Source organism: Enterovibrio coralii (assembly GCF_001559595.1).
In the GTDB taxonomy this organism is placed as follows: Bacteria; Pseudomonadota; Gammaproteobacteria; order Enterobacterales; family Vibrionaceae; genus Enterovibrio; species Enterovibrio coralii.
Genome location: NZ_LNTY01000044.1, coordinates 1 through 14758 on the forward strand (window position 1 = coordinate 1; position 14758 = coordinate 14758).

The following is a 14758-nucleotide window of genomic DNA, read 5'->3' on the forward strand; positions in this document are numbered from 1 at the left end:
TTTCGCAATCCGTGAAGGCGGCCGTACTGTAGGTGCGGGTGTTGTTGCTTCAATCATCGCTTAATTTTAAGCTTTGATAGCACAATGCTAGAAAAAGGACGCTTCGGCGTCCTTTTTCATTTCTATTCACTTCAAAAATCTCATCATCACTTTTTCTCTTTTCTGTCTTACTTTCCGCTGCTTACGTAAAACTCTCAAAAAGGGCTAGCACCAATCGAATAATAAGATTGGTAATGCAAACTATTATCGTTTATATTCTTGCTATAAGGTTTTAAGGTGAGAGTGAAAATGTACGTTTGCGTATGTCATGGGATTTCTGACAAAGTGCTGAAGAAGCTGGCTCATGAACAGGGCATCACGGATATCCGTGAAATTCGTAAAGTGACGCCACTTGGCTCTCAGTGTGGAAAGTGTGTCCGCACAGCAAAAGAAGTGTTGCAAGAAACCGTGTCCGGTTTGGTGCTTCAACAAGCTTGCTGATAAAAACCATCCAAATATTCAAACAAAAGTGCGGCCCATTGGGTCGCATTTTTGTTTGTGAGGTTATTGAACAGCCCGTCTCATGATTTCGCTTTAACCTGCAATTCACGCAAAAACAGCGGCCTAGGGCAGTGCTTTCGAGAATCCATGATTAATTTTTGAACGCCACTTGCAAAGCAAATTGTGATCTGTATAATGCGCTCCACTGCTTGAGACATTTGCTCTCATGTATGCAGTTGTGAACCAATGAGCACAGGAGGAAGACCCGTTGCTGTAGGCTCTGCCTAACGAGGTCGGTAATGTAAACTCCGCTTATGTTCGCAGTCATATTTAAATGGCTGACAATGTATCAGATTTTGATACTACGGTTTCACATAAATCAATCGGCATTCCCTCGTCTTGATGAGGTAGAGTGGCGATATTGTTTGTGTAATTTTTTAATTTGGAGCTCTGTCTAATGCAGAACCAACGTATCCGTATCCGCCTGAAGGCGTTCGATCACCGTTTGATCGATCAGTCTACTGCGGAAATCGTTGAAACCGCTAAGCGCACTGGTGCGCAGGTACGTGGTCCAATCCCACTGCCAACTCGCAAAGAGCGTTTTACCGTTCTTATCTCTCCGCACGTAAACAAATCTGCGCGTGACCAGTACGAAATCCGTACTCACAAGCGCCTGATCGACATCGTTGAGCCAACAGATAAAACTGTTGACGCTCTGATGCGTCTTGACCTTGCTGCGGGCGTTGATGTTCAAATCAGCCTAGGTTAAGAGGGGAGTTTATAATGATTGGTCTAGTCGGTCGTAAAGTGGGCATGACTCGCATCTTCACTGAAGAAGGCGTTTCTATCCCTGTAACCGTTGTAGAAGTAGAAACTAACCGTGTTACTCAGGTACGTACTCCTGAAGTAGATGGTTACTCTGCTATCCAAGTAACTTCAGGCGCTAAGAAAGCAAGCCGCGTAACTAAGCCAGAAGCTGGTCACTTTGCGAAAGCAGGTGTAGAAGCTGGCCGCGGTCTGTGGGAATTCCGTCTGGAAAGTGGTGAAGAGTTTGCAGTAGGCGCTGAGCTGAATGTAGATCTTTTCGCTGAAATCAAGAAAGTTGACGTTACTGGCACATCTAAAGGTAAGGGCTTCCAAGGCGCTGTTAAGCGTTGGAACTTCCGTACTCAAGATATGACCCACGGTAACTCTTTGTCTCACCGTGCACCGGGTTCAATTGGCCAATGTCAAACTCCAGGTCGCGTGTTTAAAGGCAAAAAAATGGCAGGTCACATGGGTGCTGAGCAGGTTACTACTCAAAACCTTGAGATCGTACGTGTTGACGCTGAGCGCAAACTGCTTCTTATCAAAGGTGCAGTACCAGGTGCGACCGGTAGCAACGTGATCGTTAAACCAGCCGTTAAAGCGTAACGTCGAGGAGATAGTAATGGAATTGGTAGTAAAAGGCGCTGACGCGCTGACTGTTTCCGACACTACCTTCGGGCGTGAGTTTAACGAAGCTCTGGTTCACCAAGTAGTTGTTGCATACGCAGCTGGTGCCCGTCAAGGTACTCGTGCGCAGAAAACTCGTTCAGACGTTTCAGGTGGCGGTGCTAAGCCATGGCGTCAGAAGGGTACTGGTCGCGCACGTGCAGGTACAATCCGTAGCCCACTGTGGCGTTCGGGTGGTGTAACTTTCGCAGCTCGTCCTCAGGACCACAGCCAGAAAGTTAACAAGAAAATGTACCGTGGTGCTCTGAAAAGCATTCTGTCTGAGTTGGTTCGTCAAGATCGTCTGATCGTTGTTGACAACTTCTCAGTAGAAGCACCTAAAACAAAAGAGCTGATCGCCAAGCTGAAAGAGCTTGAGCTGACAGAAGCTCTGATCGTAACTGCAGAAGTTGATGAGAATCTGTTCCTTGCGGCACGTAACCTGTACAAGGTTGACGTACGTGATGCAGCAGGCATCGACCCAGTTAGCCTGATCGCTTTCGACAAAGTAGTTATGACTGCAGCTGCAGTTAAACAAGTTGAGGAGATGCTGGGATGATCACTGAAGAGCGTATCCTGAAAGTTCTGCGTGCTCCGCACATCTCTGAAAAAGCAACCATGGCTGCTGAGAACGGTAACACTATCGTTTTCAAAGTAGCGATGACTGCAACTAAGAGAGAGATCAAAGCAGCAGTTGAGAAACTGTTCGAAGTTGAAGTTAAGTCTGTAAATACCCTGATCATGAAGGTAAGACCAAACGTCAAGGTATGCGCCAAGGCCGTCGTTCAGACGTGAAAAAAGCGTACGTTATCTTGAAAGAAGGTCAAGACATCGACTTCGCTGGCGGCGCTGAGTAAGACGGAGGAGTAATAGAAAATGGCAATTGTTAAATGTAAGCCTACTTCACCGGGTCGTCGTCACCTTGTTAAAGTTGTTAACGCTGACCTGTACAAAGGTAAGCCTTACGCACCTCTTCTGGAGAAAAACCAGAAGTCAGGCGGTCGTAATAACAACGGTCGTATCACAGTACGTCACATCGGTGGTGGTCATAAGCAACACTACCGTCTGATTGACTTCAAACGTACTAAAGACGGCATCCCAGCGAAAGTTGAGCGTCTGGAATACGATCCAAACCGTAGCGCGAATATCGCTCTGGTTCTGTACGCAGACGGTGAGCGTCGTTACATCATTGCACCTAAAGGCCTGAAAGCTGGCGACCAGATCCAATCTGGTTCAGATGCTGCGATCAAAGTAGGTAACAGCCTGCCAATGCGCAACATCCCAGTAGGTTCTACAGTTCACAACGTTGAACTGAAGCCTGGTAAAGGTGCACAGCTGGCTCGTTCAGCTGGTGCATACGCACAAATCGTAGCTCGCGATGGCGCATACGTAACTATTCGTCTGCGTTCAGGTGAGATGCGTAAAGTTCTTTCTGAAGGTCGTGCGACCATCGGTGAAGTTGGTAACGCAGAACACATGCTGCGTGAACTGGGTAAAGCTGGTGCAACTCGTTGGAAGGGCGTTCGTCCTACCGTACGTGGTGTAGCAATGAACCCAGTGGATCACCCACACGGTGGTGGTGAAGGTCGTACTTCTGGCGGTCGTCACCCAGTATCACCTTGGGGTATGCCAACTAAGGGCTTCAAGACCCGTAAGAACAAACGTACCGACAAGTACATCGTACGTCGTCGTAATAAGTAATTTTAAAGAGGATACGCCATGCCACGTTCTCTCAAGAAAGGTCCTTTTATTGACCTGCACTTGCTGAAGAAGGTAGAGAAAGCGTTGGAAAGCGGTGACAAAAAGCCTGTTAAGACTTGGTCCCGTCGTTCAATGATCATCCCTCAGATGATCGGTTTGACCATCGCTGTCCATAATGGTCGTCAGCATGTACCTGTTTTCATCACTGATGAAATGATCGGTCACAAGCTGGGCGAATTTGCACCAACACGTACTTATCGCGGCCACGCTGCTGATAAGAAAGCTAAGAAGCGTTAAGGAGTTAAGAAATGGAAGCTATTGCTAAACATCGCTTTGCTCGTATTTCGCCTCAGAAAGCACGTTTGGTAGCAGACCAAGTGCGCGGTAAGAACGTTGCACAAGCACTAGAAATTCTGACTTTCAGCGACAAAAAAGCTGCTGATCTGATCAAGAAAGTTCTAGAGTCTGCAATTGCAAACGCTGAGCATAACGAAGGCGCAGACATCGATGAGCTGTCTGTTGCAAAAATCTTCGTTGACGAAGGTCCAGTCATGAAGCGCATCATGCCTCGTGCAAAAGGCCGTGCCGATCGCATCTTGAAGCGTTCTAGCCACATCACTGTTGTTGTAGCAGACCGCTAAGAGACGAGGAGAGAAAGCAATGGGTCAAAAAGTACATCCTAATGGTATTCGTCTTGGCATCTGTAAGCCTTGGAATTCCACTTGGTTTGCTAACAGCCAAGATTTCGCTGACAACCTAGACGGCGACTTCAAGGTACGTCAGTTCCTGACTAAAGAACTGTCTAAAGCGTCTGTTTCTCGTATCGTTATCGAGCGTCCAGCGAAGAGCATCCGTGTGACTATCCACACTGCTCGTCCAGGCGTTGTTATCGGTAAGAAAGGCGAAGACGTAGAAAAACTGCGCGCTCGCGTTGCTCAACTGGCAGGTGTTCCTGCTCAGATCAACATCTCAGAAGTACGCAAGCCTGAGCTTGACGCACAACTGGTTGGTGACAGCATCGCGTCTCAGCTAGAGCGTCGTGTTATGTTCCGTCGTGCTATGAAGCGCGCGGTACAGAACGCAATGCGTCTGGGTGCTAAGGGTATCAAAGTGGAAGTAAGCGGCCGTCTTGGCGGTGCTGAAATCGCTCGTACCGAGTGGTACCGTGAAGGTCGTGTGCCATTGCACACCCTTCGTGCTGACATTGATTACGCAACTTCTTCGGCTCACACCACTTACGGTGTAATTGGTATTAAAGTTTGGATCTTCAAAGGCGAAGTTCTGGGCGGCATGCCAGTAGCAGAGCCACAGGCTGAGAAGCCTAAGAAGCAGCGTAAAGGCCGTAAGTAAGGAGTCTATCGATGCTTCAACCAAAACGTACTAAGTTCCGCAAGACTTTTAAAGGTCGTAACCGCGGTCTTGCTGCAGGTACTGACGTAAGCTTCGGTACCTTCGGCCTGAAAGCTGTTGGCCGCGGTCGTATCACTGCACGTCAGATCGAAGCTGCACGTCGTGCTATGACTCGTCACATCAAGCGTCAGGGTCAAATCTGGATCCGTGTGTTCCCAGACAAGCCAATCACTACCAAGCCACTGGAAGTTCGTCAGGGTAAAGGTAAGGGTTCTGTGAGCTACTGGGTTGCACAAATCCAACCAGGTAAAGTCCTGTACGAAATGGATGGTGTTTCTGAAAACCTAGCTCGTGAAGCATTTGATCTTGCTGCACGTAAGCTACCAATCAAAACCACTTTCGTAACTAAGGCGGTGATGTGATGAAAGCACAAGAACTTCGCGAAAAGAGCGTAGAGCAGCTGAATGAAGAACTGCTGGGTCTGCTGCGTGAGCAATTCAACCTGCGCATGCAAGCGGCTACTGGTCAACTTCAGCAAACTCACACTCTGAAGACTGTTCGTCGCGATATCGCACGTGTTAAAACCGTTCTGAACCAGAAGGGCAACGCATAATGAGCGACAAAATCCGTACTCAACAAGGCCGTGTAGTTAGCGACAAAGGCGATAAGTCTATCGTTGTTGCTATTGAGCGTCAGGTGAAACACCCAATCTACGGTAAGTTCATCAAGCGCACAACTAAGCTGCACGTACACGACGAGAACAACGAGTGCGCACAAGGCGATACCGTTGAGATCCGTGAGTGTCGTCCACTGTCTAAGACTAAGTCTTGGACTCTGGTACGCGTAGTTGAGAAAGCACGCCTGTAAGGCTTACTTTCCAACGGTTAAAATACAAGCGGCTCCTTTTTCGGGGCCGTTTATTTTTTATCTACCCATCTTAAAAAAATAGTGTTATTATTCGCCGCCCTTGTAATGAGGCAGCCCGACCCGAGATGGGTCTAGATGTAATAACAGCGGAGCACTAACAATGATCCAAATGCAAAGTATGCTGGATGCAGCCGATAACTCCGGCGCTCGCAGCGTAATGTGTATTAAGGTGCTGGGTGGTTCACACCGTCGCTACGCCCACATTGGCGACGTCATCAAAGTTACCGTTAAAGATGCAATTCCACGCGGTAAAGTTAAAAAAGGTGACGTGCTGAAGGCGGTTGTAGTTCGCACCCGTAAAGGCGTTCGTCGTCCAGACGGCTCTGTCATTCGCTTCGACCGTAATGCTTGCGTACTGTTGAACAACACTACCGAGCAACCTATCGGTACTCGTATCTTTGGCCCTGTGACACGCGAACTTCGTGGCGATAAGTTCATGAAGATTGTGTCTCTGGCGCCAGAAGTTCTGTAAGGAGCGGTTAAAATGGCAGCTAAAATCCGTCGTAACGACGAAGTTATCGTTCTTGTCGGCAAAGACAAAGGCAAGAAAGGTAAAGTAACTAAGGTTCTGACAACTGGTAAAGTTATCGTTGAAGGTATCAACCTAGTTAAGAAACACCAGAAGCCGGTACCGGCTATGGGCATCCAAGGCGGCATCGTAGAAAAAGAAGCTGCAGTGGACGTTTCTAACGTTGCTATCTACAACGCGGCAACTGGTAAAGCAGACCGTGTAGGCTTCCGATTCGAAGACGGCAAAAAAGTTCGTTTCTTCAAATCGAATGGCGAAACTATTTAAGTAATTCTGGAGTAGTACACTATGGCGAAACTGCATGATTACTACAAAGAGACTGTTGTAAAAGAACTGACTGAAAAGTTCGAATACAAGAGTATCATGCAAGTCCCAAGGATCGAAAAGATCACCCTGAACATGGGTGTGGGCGAAGCAATCAACGACAAAAAACTGCTTGAAAACGCAGCATCTGACCTGGCAACTATCACAGGTCAAAAGCCGCTGATCACTAAAGCACGTAAATCAGTTGCTGGCTTCAAGATCCGTGAGGGCTACCCAATTGGCTGTAAAGTAACCCTGCGTGGCGAGCGTATGTGGGATTTCATGGAGCGTTTGATTTCTATCGCTCTTCCACGTGTGCGTGACTTCCGTGGCGTTAGTTCGAAATCTTTCGACGGTCGCGGTAACTATAGCATGGGCGTTCGTGAGCAAATCATCTTCCCAGAGATCGACTACGACAAAGTAGATCGTATCCGTGGTCTTGATATTACTATCACGACCTCAGCGGCGACTGATGAGGAAGGTCAAGCTCTGCTGGCTGCCTTTAACTTCCCATTCCGTAAGTAAGGTGAAGGGTTACTGTAATGGCTAAGCAATCAATGAAAGCGCGCGAAGTAAAACGCGCGAAGCTGGTAGCAAAGTTCGCTGAGAAGCGTGCTGCACTTAAAGCTATCATCAAAAACGTTAGCGTGTCAGAAGAAGAGCGTTGGGACGCAGTCCTGAAGCTTCAATCTCTACCACGTGATTCTGCTAAGTCTCGTCAGCGTAACCGCTGTAACCAGACTGGTCGTCCACATGGCTACCTGCGCAAATTCGGTCTAAGCCGAATCAAGGTTCGTGAAGCTTGCATGAAAGGCGAGATTCCGGGTCTGCGTAAGGCGAGCTGGTAATTGAATCACGGGAGTAAAGACTTATGAGCATGCAAGATCCGATTTCGGATATGCTGACCCGCATCCGCAACGGTCAGGCAGCAGCTAAAGTTGCTGTTAAGATGCCTTCGTCAAAGCTGAAAGTGGCAATTGCTGAGCTGCTGAAAGCTGAAGGTTACGTGGCTGACTACGCTATTTCTGGCGAAGTTAAGCCTGAGCTTGAAGTTACTCTGAAGTACTTCGAAGCCAAACCAGTTATCGAGCAAATCCAACGTGTTAGCCGTCCAGGTCTGCGCATCTACAAGAAAAAAGATGAGCTGCCTTCAGTAATGGCTGGTCTGGGTATTGCTGTAGTATCAACTTCTAAAGGTTTGATGACCGACCGTGCAGCTCGCAAAGCGGGTCTGGGCGGCGAAATCATCTGCTACGTAGCGTAAGGAGTAGGAAATGTCTCGTGTTGCAAAAGCACCCGTAGTAATTCCTGCCGGCGTAGAGGTGAAACTGAACGGTCAGGAAATCACTGTTAAAGGTAGCAAGGGTGAATTGACCCGCGTTATCAACAACGCAGTGGTAGTAAGCCAAGAAGACAACGCTGTGACGTTTGCACCGCGTGAAGGTATTGTGAAAGCTAACGCTCAAGCAGGTACCGCACGTGCGCTGGTAAACAACATGGTTGTTGGTGTTACTGAAGGCTTTACCAAGAAACTGATTCTGAAAGGTGTTGGTTACCGTGCAGCAATGAAGGGTAACGCAGTAGCTCTGACTCTGGGCTTCTCGCACCCTGTTGAGCACGACCTGCCTGCAGGCATCAAAGCAGAATGCCCAAGCCAAACTGAGATTGTTCTGACTGGTACAGACAAGCAATTGGTTGGCCAAGTAGCTGCTGACATCCGCGCATACCGTCAACCTGAGCCTTACAAAGGCAAAGGTATCCGTTACTCTGACGAAGTTGTGCGTTCTAAAGAAGCTAAGAAGAAGTAAGGTAACACTATGGATAAGAAAATTGCTCGTATCCGTCGTGCGACCCGAGCGCGTCGCAAGATTGCTGAACTGGGTGCGACTCGCCTAGTGGTACACCGCACTCCACGTCACGTGTACGCACAGGTTATCGCGGCTAATGGCTCTGAGGTAATCGCAGCTGCTTCTACCGTAGAAAAAGCGATCCGTGAGCAAGTAAAAGGCACCGGTAACAAAGACGCTGCTGCAGTTGTAGGTAAAGCTATTGCTGAGCGTGCGCTGGAAAAAGGCATCGTAACTGTTGCTTTTGACCGCTCCGGTTTCCAATACCACGGCCGTGTGGCTGCACTAGCAGATGCTGCTCGTGAAGCTGGTCTGAAATTCTAAGGTAGGCGGAAAGATGGCTAACGATAAACAACAAAGTGATTTGCAAGAGAAGCTGATCGCAGTTAACCGTGTTTCTAAAACGGTTAAAGGTGGTCGCATCTTCAGCTTCACCGCTCTGACTGTAGTTGGTGATGGCAATGGTCGCGTAGGTTTCGGTTACGGTAAAGCCCGTGAAGTACCTGCTGCTATCCAAAAATCAATGGAAAAAGCGCGCCGTAACATGGTTACTGTTGCGCTGAACGACGGTACTCTGTTCCACGCTGTTAAAGGTCGCCACACTGGTTCTAAAGTGTACATGCAACCTGCTTCAGAAGGTACGGGTATCATCGCCGGTGGTGCGATGCGTGCGGTTCTGGAAGTTGCGGGTGTTCGCAACGTTCTGGCGAAAGCATACGGTTCTACCAACCCAATCAACGTTGTTCGCGCAACGATTGATGGTCTGGGTGGTATGAAGTCTCCAGAAATGGTAGCTGCTAAGCGCGGTCTGCCAGTTAACGAAATTCTGGGGTAATTCGACATGGCTAAAACTATCAAAGTAACTCAGACTCGTAGCTCTATCGGTCGTTTGCCGAAGCATAAAGCTACACTGCGTGGCTTGGGCCTACGTCGCATCAACCACACTGTTGAACTTGAAGATACTGCTTGCGTACGCGGCATGATCAATCAAGTTTACTACATGGTTAAAGTGGAGGAGTAATCACAATGCGTCTGAATACTCTATCTCCGGCTGCGGGTTCTAAACCTTCTAAGAAGCGTTTGGGTCGTGGTATCGGTTCAGGCCTGGGCAAAACTGGTGGCCGTGGTCACAAAGGTCAGAAATCACGTTCAGGTGGTTCTGTACGCCCAGGTTTCGAAGGCGGTCAAATGCCTTTGAAACAGCGTCTGCCAAAATTTGGTTTTACTTCTCGCAAGAGCCTGACTGCAGCTGAAGTTCGCCTGAGCGAACTGGCTAAAGTTGAAGGTGACGTTGTAAGCCTAGAGACACTGAAAGCTGCAAACATCATCACTAAAGACATCCGTACGGCGAAAATCGTACTGTCTGGTGAGATTGCTCGCTCAGTGACTGTAAAAGGTCTTCGCGTTACTAAAGGCGCACAAGCTGCAATCGAAGCTGCAGGCGGTAAAATCGAGGAATAATTAGCTCGAGGACGAGGTACAGATGGCAAAACAACCAGGACAAAATTTTAAAAGTGCAAAAGGTGGACTTGCGGAGCTGAAAAGCCGTCTACTCTTTGTGGTAGGTGCGTTGCTCGTGTTCCGTGCCGGTTCTTTTGTGCCAATTCCTGGTATTGACGCTGCTGTACTTGCCGATCTGTTCGAACAGCAACAAGGTACCATCATTGAACTGTTTAACATGTTCTCTGGTGGTGCTCTTGAGCGTGCTTCTATCCTAGCGCTGGGCATCATGCCGTATATTTCGGCATCGATTATTGTCCAGCTGCTAACGGTAGTTCATCCAGCCTTGGCTGAGTTGAAGAAGGAAGGGGAGTCTGGCCGTCGTAAGATTAGTCAGTACACCCGCTACGGTACGCTGGTGTTGGCAACGTTCCAAGCGATTGGTATCGCGACGGGCTTGCCAAGTATGATCCCAGGGCTTGTGGTTAACCCAGGCTTTGGGTTCTACTTTACCGCTGTCGTGAGCTTGGTCACCGGTACCATGTTCTTGATGTGGTTAGGTGAACAAATCACTGAGCGAGGAATCGGTAACGGTATTTCCATCATAATTTTTGCTGGTATCGTTGCTGGATTACCATCCGCTATCGGACAAACAGCCGAGCAAGCGCGTCAAGGTGAATTGCACGTGCTTCTTCTTCTGTTGATTGCGGTAATTGCTTTCGCAGTAATTGCGTTCGTAGTGTTTGTTGAGCGTGGCCAACGTCGTATTGTCGTTAACTACGCAAAGCGCCAACAAGGCCGTCGTGTCTTCGCAGCGCAAAGCACTCACCTGCCATTGAAATTAAATATGGCCGGCGTAATTCCAGCGATTTTTGCATCAAGTATTATCCTGTTCCCAGGCACTTTGGCCCAATGGTTTGGTCAGAGTGAGCAGTTTGGCTGGCTTGCTGATGTGTCTTTGGCACTGAGCCCAGGTCAACCACTGTATGTAATTCTTTATGCAGCAGCGATTATCTTCTTCTGTTTCTTCTACACGGCGTTGGTTTTCAACCCGCGTGAGACAGCAGACAATCTGAAGAAGTCTGGTGCATTCGTACCTGGTATTCGCCCGGGCGAGCAGACTGCAAAGTACATAGATAAAGTAATGACTCGACTAACCCTTGCGGGTGCGTTGTATATCACCTTTATCTGTCTGATCCCCGAGTTCATGATGATTGCTTGGAACGTACGCTTCTATTTTGGCGGAACTTCCCTACTAATCGTAGTTGTAGTAATCATGGACTTTATGGCTCAAGTTCAGACACATCTGATGTCTCAACAATATGAGTCCGTGTTGAAGAAAGCCAATCTGAAAGGCTACGGCCGTTAACAGATTGACATTTACGGAGTTTAGCAATGAAAGTTCGTGCTTCCGTTAAGAAAATCTGCCGTAACTGTAAAGTGATCAAGCGCAACGGTGTTGTTCGCGTGATCTGCAGTGAGCCAAAGCACAAGCAGCGCCAAGGCTAATAGCAGAATATTTTTCTTGCAAAATTTAGGCAGGCTGGCTACATTAGCCAGCCCACCTTTTGTGTGTGCAAAAGAAGTGGTATAGCCGCTGCGTATCCTGAACGGGCTCTGCAGCGGTTCTTCTTGAAAAAGTACTAGGAGTGAATAGTGGCCCGTATTGCAGGCATTAACATTCCTGATCAGAAGCATGCTGTAATCGCACTGACTGCGATCTACGGTATCGGTAAAACCCGTTCGAAAGCTATCCTAGCTGAGACTGGTATTGCTGAAAGCACTAAGATCAGTGAACTAACTGAAGAGCAGATCGATCTACTGCGTGATGGCGTTGCCAAGTACACTGTAGAAGGTGATCTACGTCGTGAAGTTTCAATGAACATCAAGCGTCTTATGGACCTTGGTTGTTACCGCGGTTTGCGTCATCGTCGCAGCTTGCCACTACGTGGTCAGCGTACGAAGACCAATGCTCGTACCCGTAAGGGTCCGCGCAAGCCGATCAAGAAATAATCGGGGTAGGGTACTATGGCTAAACAACCAAATCGCGCACGTAAACGCGTACGCAAGCAAGTTGCTGATGGCGTAGCGCATATCCATGCGTCTTTCAACAACACAATCGTAACCATTACTGACCGTCAAGGTAACGCTCTAGCATGGGCTACTGCAGGTGGTTCTGGTTTCCGTGGTTCTCGTAAATCAACTCCGTTCGCTGCACAGGTTGCTGCTGAGCGTTGTGGTGAGATGGCTAAAGAATACGGCCTGAAGAACCTGGAAGTTATGGTTAAGGGTCCTGGTCCAGGCCGTGAATCAACGATTCGCGCTCTGAACGCGGCTGGTTTCCGTATCACCAACATTGTTGATGCGACTCCAATCCCACATAACGGTTGTCGTCCACCTAAGAAACGTCGCGTATAACGCTGTTTCTTAGAATTCTGGAGAAAGATCATGGCAAGATATTTGGGTCCTAAGCTGAAGCTTAGCCGTCGCGAAGGTACTGACTTGTTCCTGAAGTCAGGCGTACGCGCGATTGATACCAAGTGTAAAATTGATAACGCCCCAGGTGTTCACGGCGCTCGTCGTGGCCGTCTGTCTGAGTATGGCGTTCAGCTTCGTGAGAAGCAAAAAGTTCGTCGTATGTACGGCGTTCTGGAAAAACAATTCCGTAACTACTATAAAGAAGCTGCACGCCTGAAAGGCAACACAGGTGAAAACCTGCTGCAACTTCTGGAAGGTCGTCTTGACAACGTAGTTTACCGCATGGGCTTTGGCGCAACTCGCGCAGAAGCACGTCAGCTGGTAAGCCACAAAGCGATCCTGGTTAACGGCAAAGTGGTTAACGTTCCTTCTTTCAACGTAACTGCGAACGATGTTGTTAGCATTCGTGAGAAAGCTAAGAACCAAGCACGCATCAAAGCAGCACTTGAAGTAGCTGCTCAGCGCGAGCTGCCAACTTGGATCGAAGTAGACAGCAACAAAATGGAAGGCACTTTCAAGCGCCTGCCAGAGCGTTCAGATTTGTCTGCTGACATCAACGAACACCTGATCGTCGAGCTTTACTCTAAGTAAGGCTAAACTAAAGAGAGGACACAATGCAGGGTTCTGTAACAGAATTTCTTAAGCCGCGTCTAGTTGACATCGAACAAGTAAGCTCGACGCACGCAAAAGTAACTCTTGAGCCGCTAGAGCGTGGCTTTGGTCACACCCTAGGTAATGCTCTACGTCGCATCCTACTGTCGTCTATGCCTGGTTGCGCAGTGACAGAAGTAGAGATTGATGGCGTGTTGCACGAGTACAGCACCAAAGAGGGCGTACAGGAAGATATCCTGGAAATCCTGCTTAACCTTAAAGGCCTGGCCGTTAAGGTTGAGGGTAAAGATGAAGTTATCCTTACTCTTAACAAGTCTGGTGCAGGCCCTGTTGTTGCAGGCGACATCACCCACGACGGTGGTGTTGAGATTGCGAACCCAGAGCACGTAATCTGCCATCTGACTGATTCTAACGCTGAAATCAGCATGCGAATCAAGGTAGAGCGTGGTCGCGGCTACGTACCAGCGTCAGCGCGTATTCACACTGAAGAAGACGAGCGTCCAATCGGCCGTCTGCTTGTTGATGCAACGTTCAGCCCAGTAGACCGTATTGCTTACAATGTTGAAGCAGCACGTGTTGAACAGCGTACGGACCTAGACAAGCTGGTTATCGATATGGAAACCAACGGTACGCTTGATCCTGAGGAAGCGATCCGTCGCGCAGCAACTATTCTTGCTGAGCAACTGGATGCATTCGTAGATCTGCGTGATGTACGAGTTCCTGAAGAGAAAGAAGAGAAGCCAGAGTTCGATCCGATCCTACTGCGTCCTGTAGACGATCTTGAACTAACTGTTCGCTCTGCTAACTGTTTGAAAGCAGAAGCGATCCACTACATCGGTGATCTGGTACAGCGTACTGAGGTTGAGCTTCTTAAGACGCCTAACCTTGGTAAGAAGTCTTTGACTGAAATTAAAGACGTGCTGGCTTCACGTGGTTTGTCGCTGGGTATGCGCCTGGAAAACTGGCCGCCAGCATCAATCGCTGAAGATTAATCAGATTCTGATTACTTAGTTAGAAGGATTAGGTCATGCGCCATCGTAAGAGTGGTCGTCAACTCAATCGCAACAGCAGCCATCGCAAAGCGATGTTCAGCAACATGGCTAGCTCTCTGGTAACTCACGAAGTTATCAAAACTACTTTGCCTAAAGCAAAAGAGCTGCGTCGCGTAATTGAGCCATTGATTACACTAGCAAAGAACGACAGTGTTGCTAACCGTCGTCTTGCGTTCGCTCGCACTCGTAACGACGAAGTTGTAGCGAAGCTGTTCAACGAACTGGGTCCACGTTTTGCCTCTCGTGCAGGCGGTTACACTCGCATTCTGAAATGCGGTGTACGTGCCGGCGATAAAGCCCCTATGGCTTACATCGAGTTGGTAGATCGTCCAGAGACAGCTGCAGAAGAAGCAGCTGAGTAATCTCTCGGTCCGTTCGAATAAGAAGCCAGGCTTTTGCCTGGCTTTTTATTTTTCTATGCTTTTTATAATTTAATCCGTCGTTATATCTCTAAATAGCGAGAAATTGCTTGCCTAACCGACAGGCCCGTTCAAACTTCTACTTCTACTTCTACTTCTACTTCTACTTCTACTTCTACTTCTACTTCTACTTCTACTTCTACTTCT

General features: G+C 48.3%; 28 protein-coding genes and 1 pseudogene. All 29 read left to right on the forward strand.

Annotated elements, in window-relative coordinates; translation table 11 throughout:
- The first annotated feature begins 288 nt into the window (after window positions 1-288).
- Window positions 289-480, forward strand: coding sequence for a (2Fe-2S)-binding protein (locus ATN88_RS16965; protein ID WP_067418530.1), 192 nt, complete (start codon window positions 289-291; stop codon window positions 478-480).
- A gap of 457 nt (window positions 481-937) precedes the next feature.
- Window positions 938-1249 (forward strand): 30S ribosomal protein S10, encoded by a 312-nt coding sequence (gene rpsJ, locus ATN88_RS16970; RefSeq protein WP_067418532.1) that lies wholly within the window; start codon window positions 938-940, stop codon window positions 1247-1249.
- 14 nt (window positions 1250-1263) lie between these two features.
- Complete coding sequence (rplC, locus tag ATN88_RS16975) at window positions 1264-1893, forward strand: 50S ribosomal protein L3 (protein ID WP_067418535.1); 630 nt, start codon at window positions 1264-1266, stop codon at window positions 1891-1893.
- A gap of 16 nt (window positions 1894-1909) precedes the next feature.
- Window positions 1910-2512 carry a 50S ribosomal protein L4 gene (gene rplD, locus ATN88_RS16980; RefSeq protein WP_067418536.1) on the forward strand — a complete coding sequence of 201 codons (603 nt, stop codon included), beginning with the start codon at window positions 1910-1912 and terminating at the stop codon, window positions 2510-2512.
- Window positions 2509-2810: pseudogene (rplW, locus tag ATN88_RS16985) on the forward strand (50S ribosomal protein L23). The gene rplD and the pseudogene rplW overlap by 4 nt, the downstream one beginning before the upstream one ends.
- A 19-nt stretch (window positions 2811-2829) precedes the next feature.
- A complete protein-coding gene (gene rplB, locus ATN88_RS16990) occupies window positions 2830-3654 on the forward strand; it encodes a 50S ribosomal protein L2 (protein ID WP_067418538.1) in 825 nt (274 codons plus the stop codon).
- An 18-nt stretch (window positions 3655-3672) separates the two neighbouring features.
- Window positions 3673-3951, forward strand: coding sequence for a 30S ribosomal protein S19 (gene rpsS / locus ATN88_RS16995; RefSeq protein WP_046306435.1), 279 nt, complete (start codon window positions 3673-3675; stop codon window positions 3949-3951).
- An 11-nt stretch (window positions 3952-3962) separates the two neighbouring features.
- Window positions 3963-4295, forward strand: a complete 333-nt coding sequence (rplV, locus tag ATN88_RS17000; protein ID WP_067418541.1) for a 50S ribosomal protein L22 — start codon at window positions 3963-3965, stop codon at window positions 4293-4295.
- A gap of 19 nt (window positions 4296-4314) precedes the next feature.
- The gene (gene rpsC / locus ATN88_RS17005) at window positions 4315-5004 is read left to right on the forward strand and encodes a 30S ribosomal protein S3 (RefSeq protein ID WP_067418543.1); all 690 of its coding nucleotides are present in this window, start codon (window positions 4315-4317) and stop codon (window positions 5002-5004) included.
- An 11-nt stretch (window positions 5005-5015) separates the two neighbouring features.
- Entirely contained in the window at window positions 5016-5426 is a 411-nt protein-coding gene (gene rplP / locus ATN88_RS17010; RefSeq protein ID WP_067418545.1) for a 50S ribosomal protein L16, read from the forward strand.
- Window positions 5426-5617: a 50S ribosomal protein L29 gene (gene rpmC, locus ATN88_RS17015; protein WP_028024650.1), complete on the forward strand. Its 192-nt coding sequence runs from the start codon at window positions 5426-5428 to the stop codon at window positions 5615-5617. The genes rplP and rpmC overlap by 1 nt, the downstream gene beginning before the upstream one ends.
- The gene (gene rpsQ / locus ATN88_RS17020; RefSeq protein WP_067418548.1) at window positions 5617-5871 is read left to right on the forward strand and encodes a 30S ribosomal protein S17; all 255 of its coding nucleotides are present in this window, start codon (window positions 5617-5619) and stop codon (window positions 5869-5871) included. The genes rpmC and rpsQ overlap by 1 nt, the downstream gene beginning before the upstream one ends.
- 160 nt (window positions 5872-6031) lie before the next feature.
- On the forward strand, window positions 6032-6403 hold the full coding sequence (gene rplN / locus ATN88_RS17025; RefSeq protein ID WP_067418550.1) for a 50S ribosomal protein L14: 372 nt from the start codon (window positions 6032-6034) through the stop codon (window positions 6401-6403).
- Between the two features lie 12 nt (window positions 6404-6415).
- On the forward strand, window positions 6416-6727 hold the full coding sequence (gene rplX, locus ATN88_RS17030) for a 50S ribosomal protein L24 (RefSeq protein ID WP_067418552.1): 312 nt from the start codon (window positions 6416-6418) through the stop codon (window positions 6725-6727).
- Window positions 6728-6748: 21 nt separating this feature from the next.
- Window positions 6749-7288, forward strand: a complete 540-nt coding sequence (gene rplE, locus ATN88_RS17035; RefSeq protein WP_067418554.1) for a 50S ribosomal protein L5 — start codon at window positions 6749-6751, stop codon at window positions 7286-7288.
- Window positions 7289-7305: 17 nt separating this feature from the next.
- Window positions 7306-7611 (forward strand): 30S ribosomal protein S14, encoded by a 306-nt coding sequence (rpsN, locus tag ATN88_RS17040; protein WP_067418557.1) that lies wholly within the window; start codon window positions 7306-7308, stop codon window positions 7609-7611.
- Window positions 7612-7634: 23 nt separating this feature from the next.
- The gene (gene rpsH, locus ATN88_RS17045) at window positions 7635-8027 is read left to right on the forward strand and encodes a 30S ribosomal protein S8 (RefSeq protein ID WP_067418559.1); all 393 of its coding nucleotides are present in this window, start codon (window positions 7635-7637) and stop codon (window positions 8025-8027) included.
- 10 nt (window positions 8028-8037) lie between these two features.
- The gene (gene rplF / locus ATN88_RS17050) at window positions 8038-8571 is read left to right on the forward strand and encodes a 50S ribosomal protein L6 (protein WP_067418561.1); all 534 of its coding nucleotides are present in this window, start codon (window positions 8038-8040) and stop codon (window positions 8569-8571) included.
- 9 nt (window positions 8572-8580) lie between these two features.
- On the forward strand, window positions 8581-8934 hold the full coding sequence (rplR, locus tag ATN88_RS17055; RefSeq protein ID WP_067418564.1) for a 50S ribosomal protein L18: 354 nt from the start codon (window positions 8581-8583) through the stop codon (window positions 8932-8934).
- 13 nt (window positions 8935-8947) lie between these two features.
- On the forward strand, window positions 8948-9445 hold the full coding sequence (gene rpsE / locus ATN88_RS17060) for a 30S ribosomal protein S5 (protein WP_067418567.1): 498 nt from the start codon (window positions 8948-8950) through the stop codon (window positions 9443-9445).
- A 6-nt stretch (window positions 9446-9451) separates the two neighbouring features.
- On the forward strand, window positions 9452-9631 hold the full coding sequence (gene rpmD / locus ATN88_RS17065; protein ID WP_002541431.1) for a 50S ribosomal protein L30: 180 nt from the start codon (window positions 9452-9454) through the stop codon (window positions 9629-9631).
- Window positions 9632-9636: 5 nt separating this feature from the next.
- A complete protein-coding gene (gene rplO, locus ATN88_RS17070) occupies window positions 9637-10071 on the forward strand; it encodes a 50S ribosomal protein L15 (protein ID WP_067418569.1) in 435 nt (144 codons plus the stop codon).
- Window positions 10072-10093: 22 nt separating this feature from the next.
- On the forward strand, window positions 10094-11419 hold the full coding sequence (gene secY / locus ATN88_RS17075) for a preprotein translocase subunit SecY (protein WP_067418571.1): 1326 nt from the start codon (window positions 10094-10096) through the stop codon (window positions 11417-11419).
- Between the two features lie 26 nt (window positions 11420-11445).
- Window positions 11446-11559 (forward strand): 50S ribosomal protein L36, encoded by a 114-nt coding sequence (rpmJ, locus tag ATN88_RS17080; protein ID WP_000868186.1) that lies wholly within the window; start codon window positions 11446-11448, stop codon window positions 11557-11559.
- Between the two features lie 147 nt (window positions 11560-11706).
- Window positions 11707-12063: a 30S ribosomal protein S13 gene (gene rpsM, locus ATN88_RS17085; protein WP_002541533.1), complete on the forward strand. Its 357-nt coding sequence runs from the start codon at window positions 11707-11709 to the stop codon at window positions 12061-12063.
- A gap of 15 nt (window positions 12064-12078) precedes the next feature.
- Window positions 12079-12468, forward strand: coding sequence for a 30S ribosomal protein S11 (gene rpsK, locus ATN88_RS17090; RefSeq protein WP_002541534.1), 390 nt, complete (start codon window positions 12079-12081; stop codon window positions 12466-12468).
- Between the two features lie 30 nt (window positions 12469-12498).
- A complete protein-coding gene (rpsD, locus tag ATN88_RS17095) occupies window positions 12499-13119 on the forward strand; it encodes a 30S ribosomal protein S4 (protein ID WP_067418573.1) in 621 nt (206 codons plus the stop codon).
- 23 nt (window positions 13120-13142) lie between these two features.
- The gene (locus ATN88_RS17100; RefSeq protein ID WP_002541536.1) at window positions 13143-14132 is read left to right on the forward strand and encodes a DNA-directed RNA polymerase subunit alpha; all 990 of its coding nucleotides are present in this window, start codon (window positions 13143-13145) and stop codon (window positions 14130-14132) included.
- A 35-nt stretch (window positions 14133-14167) separates the two neighbouring features.
- Window positions 14168-14554 carry a 50S ribosomal protein L17 gene (gene rplQ / locus ATN88_RS17105; RefSeq protein ID WP_002541538.1) on the forward strand — a complete coding sequence of 129 codons (387 nt, stop codon included), beginning with the start codon at window positions 14168-14170 and terminating at the stop codon, window positions 14552-14554.
- Window positions 14555-14758 lie beyond the last annotated feature (204 nt).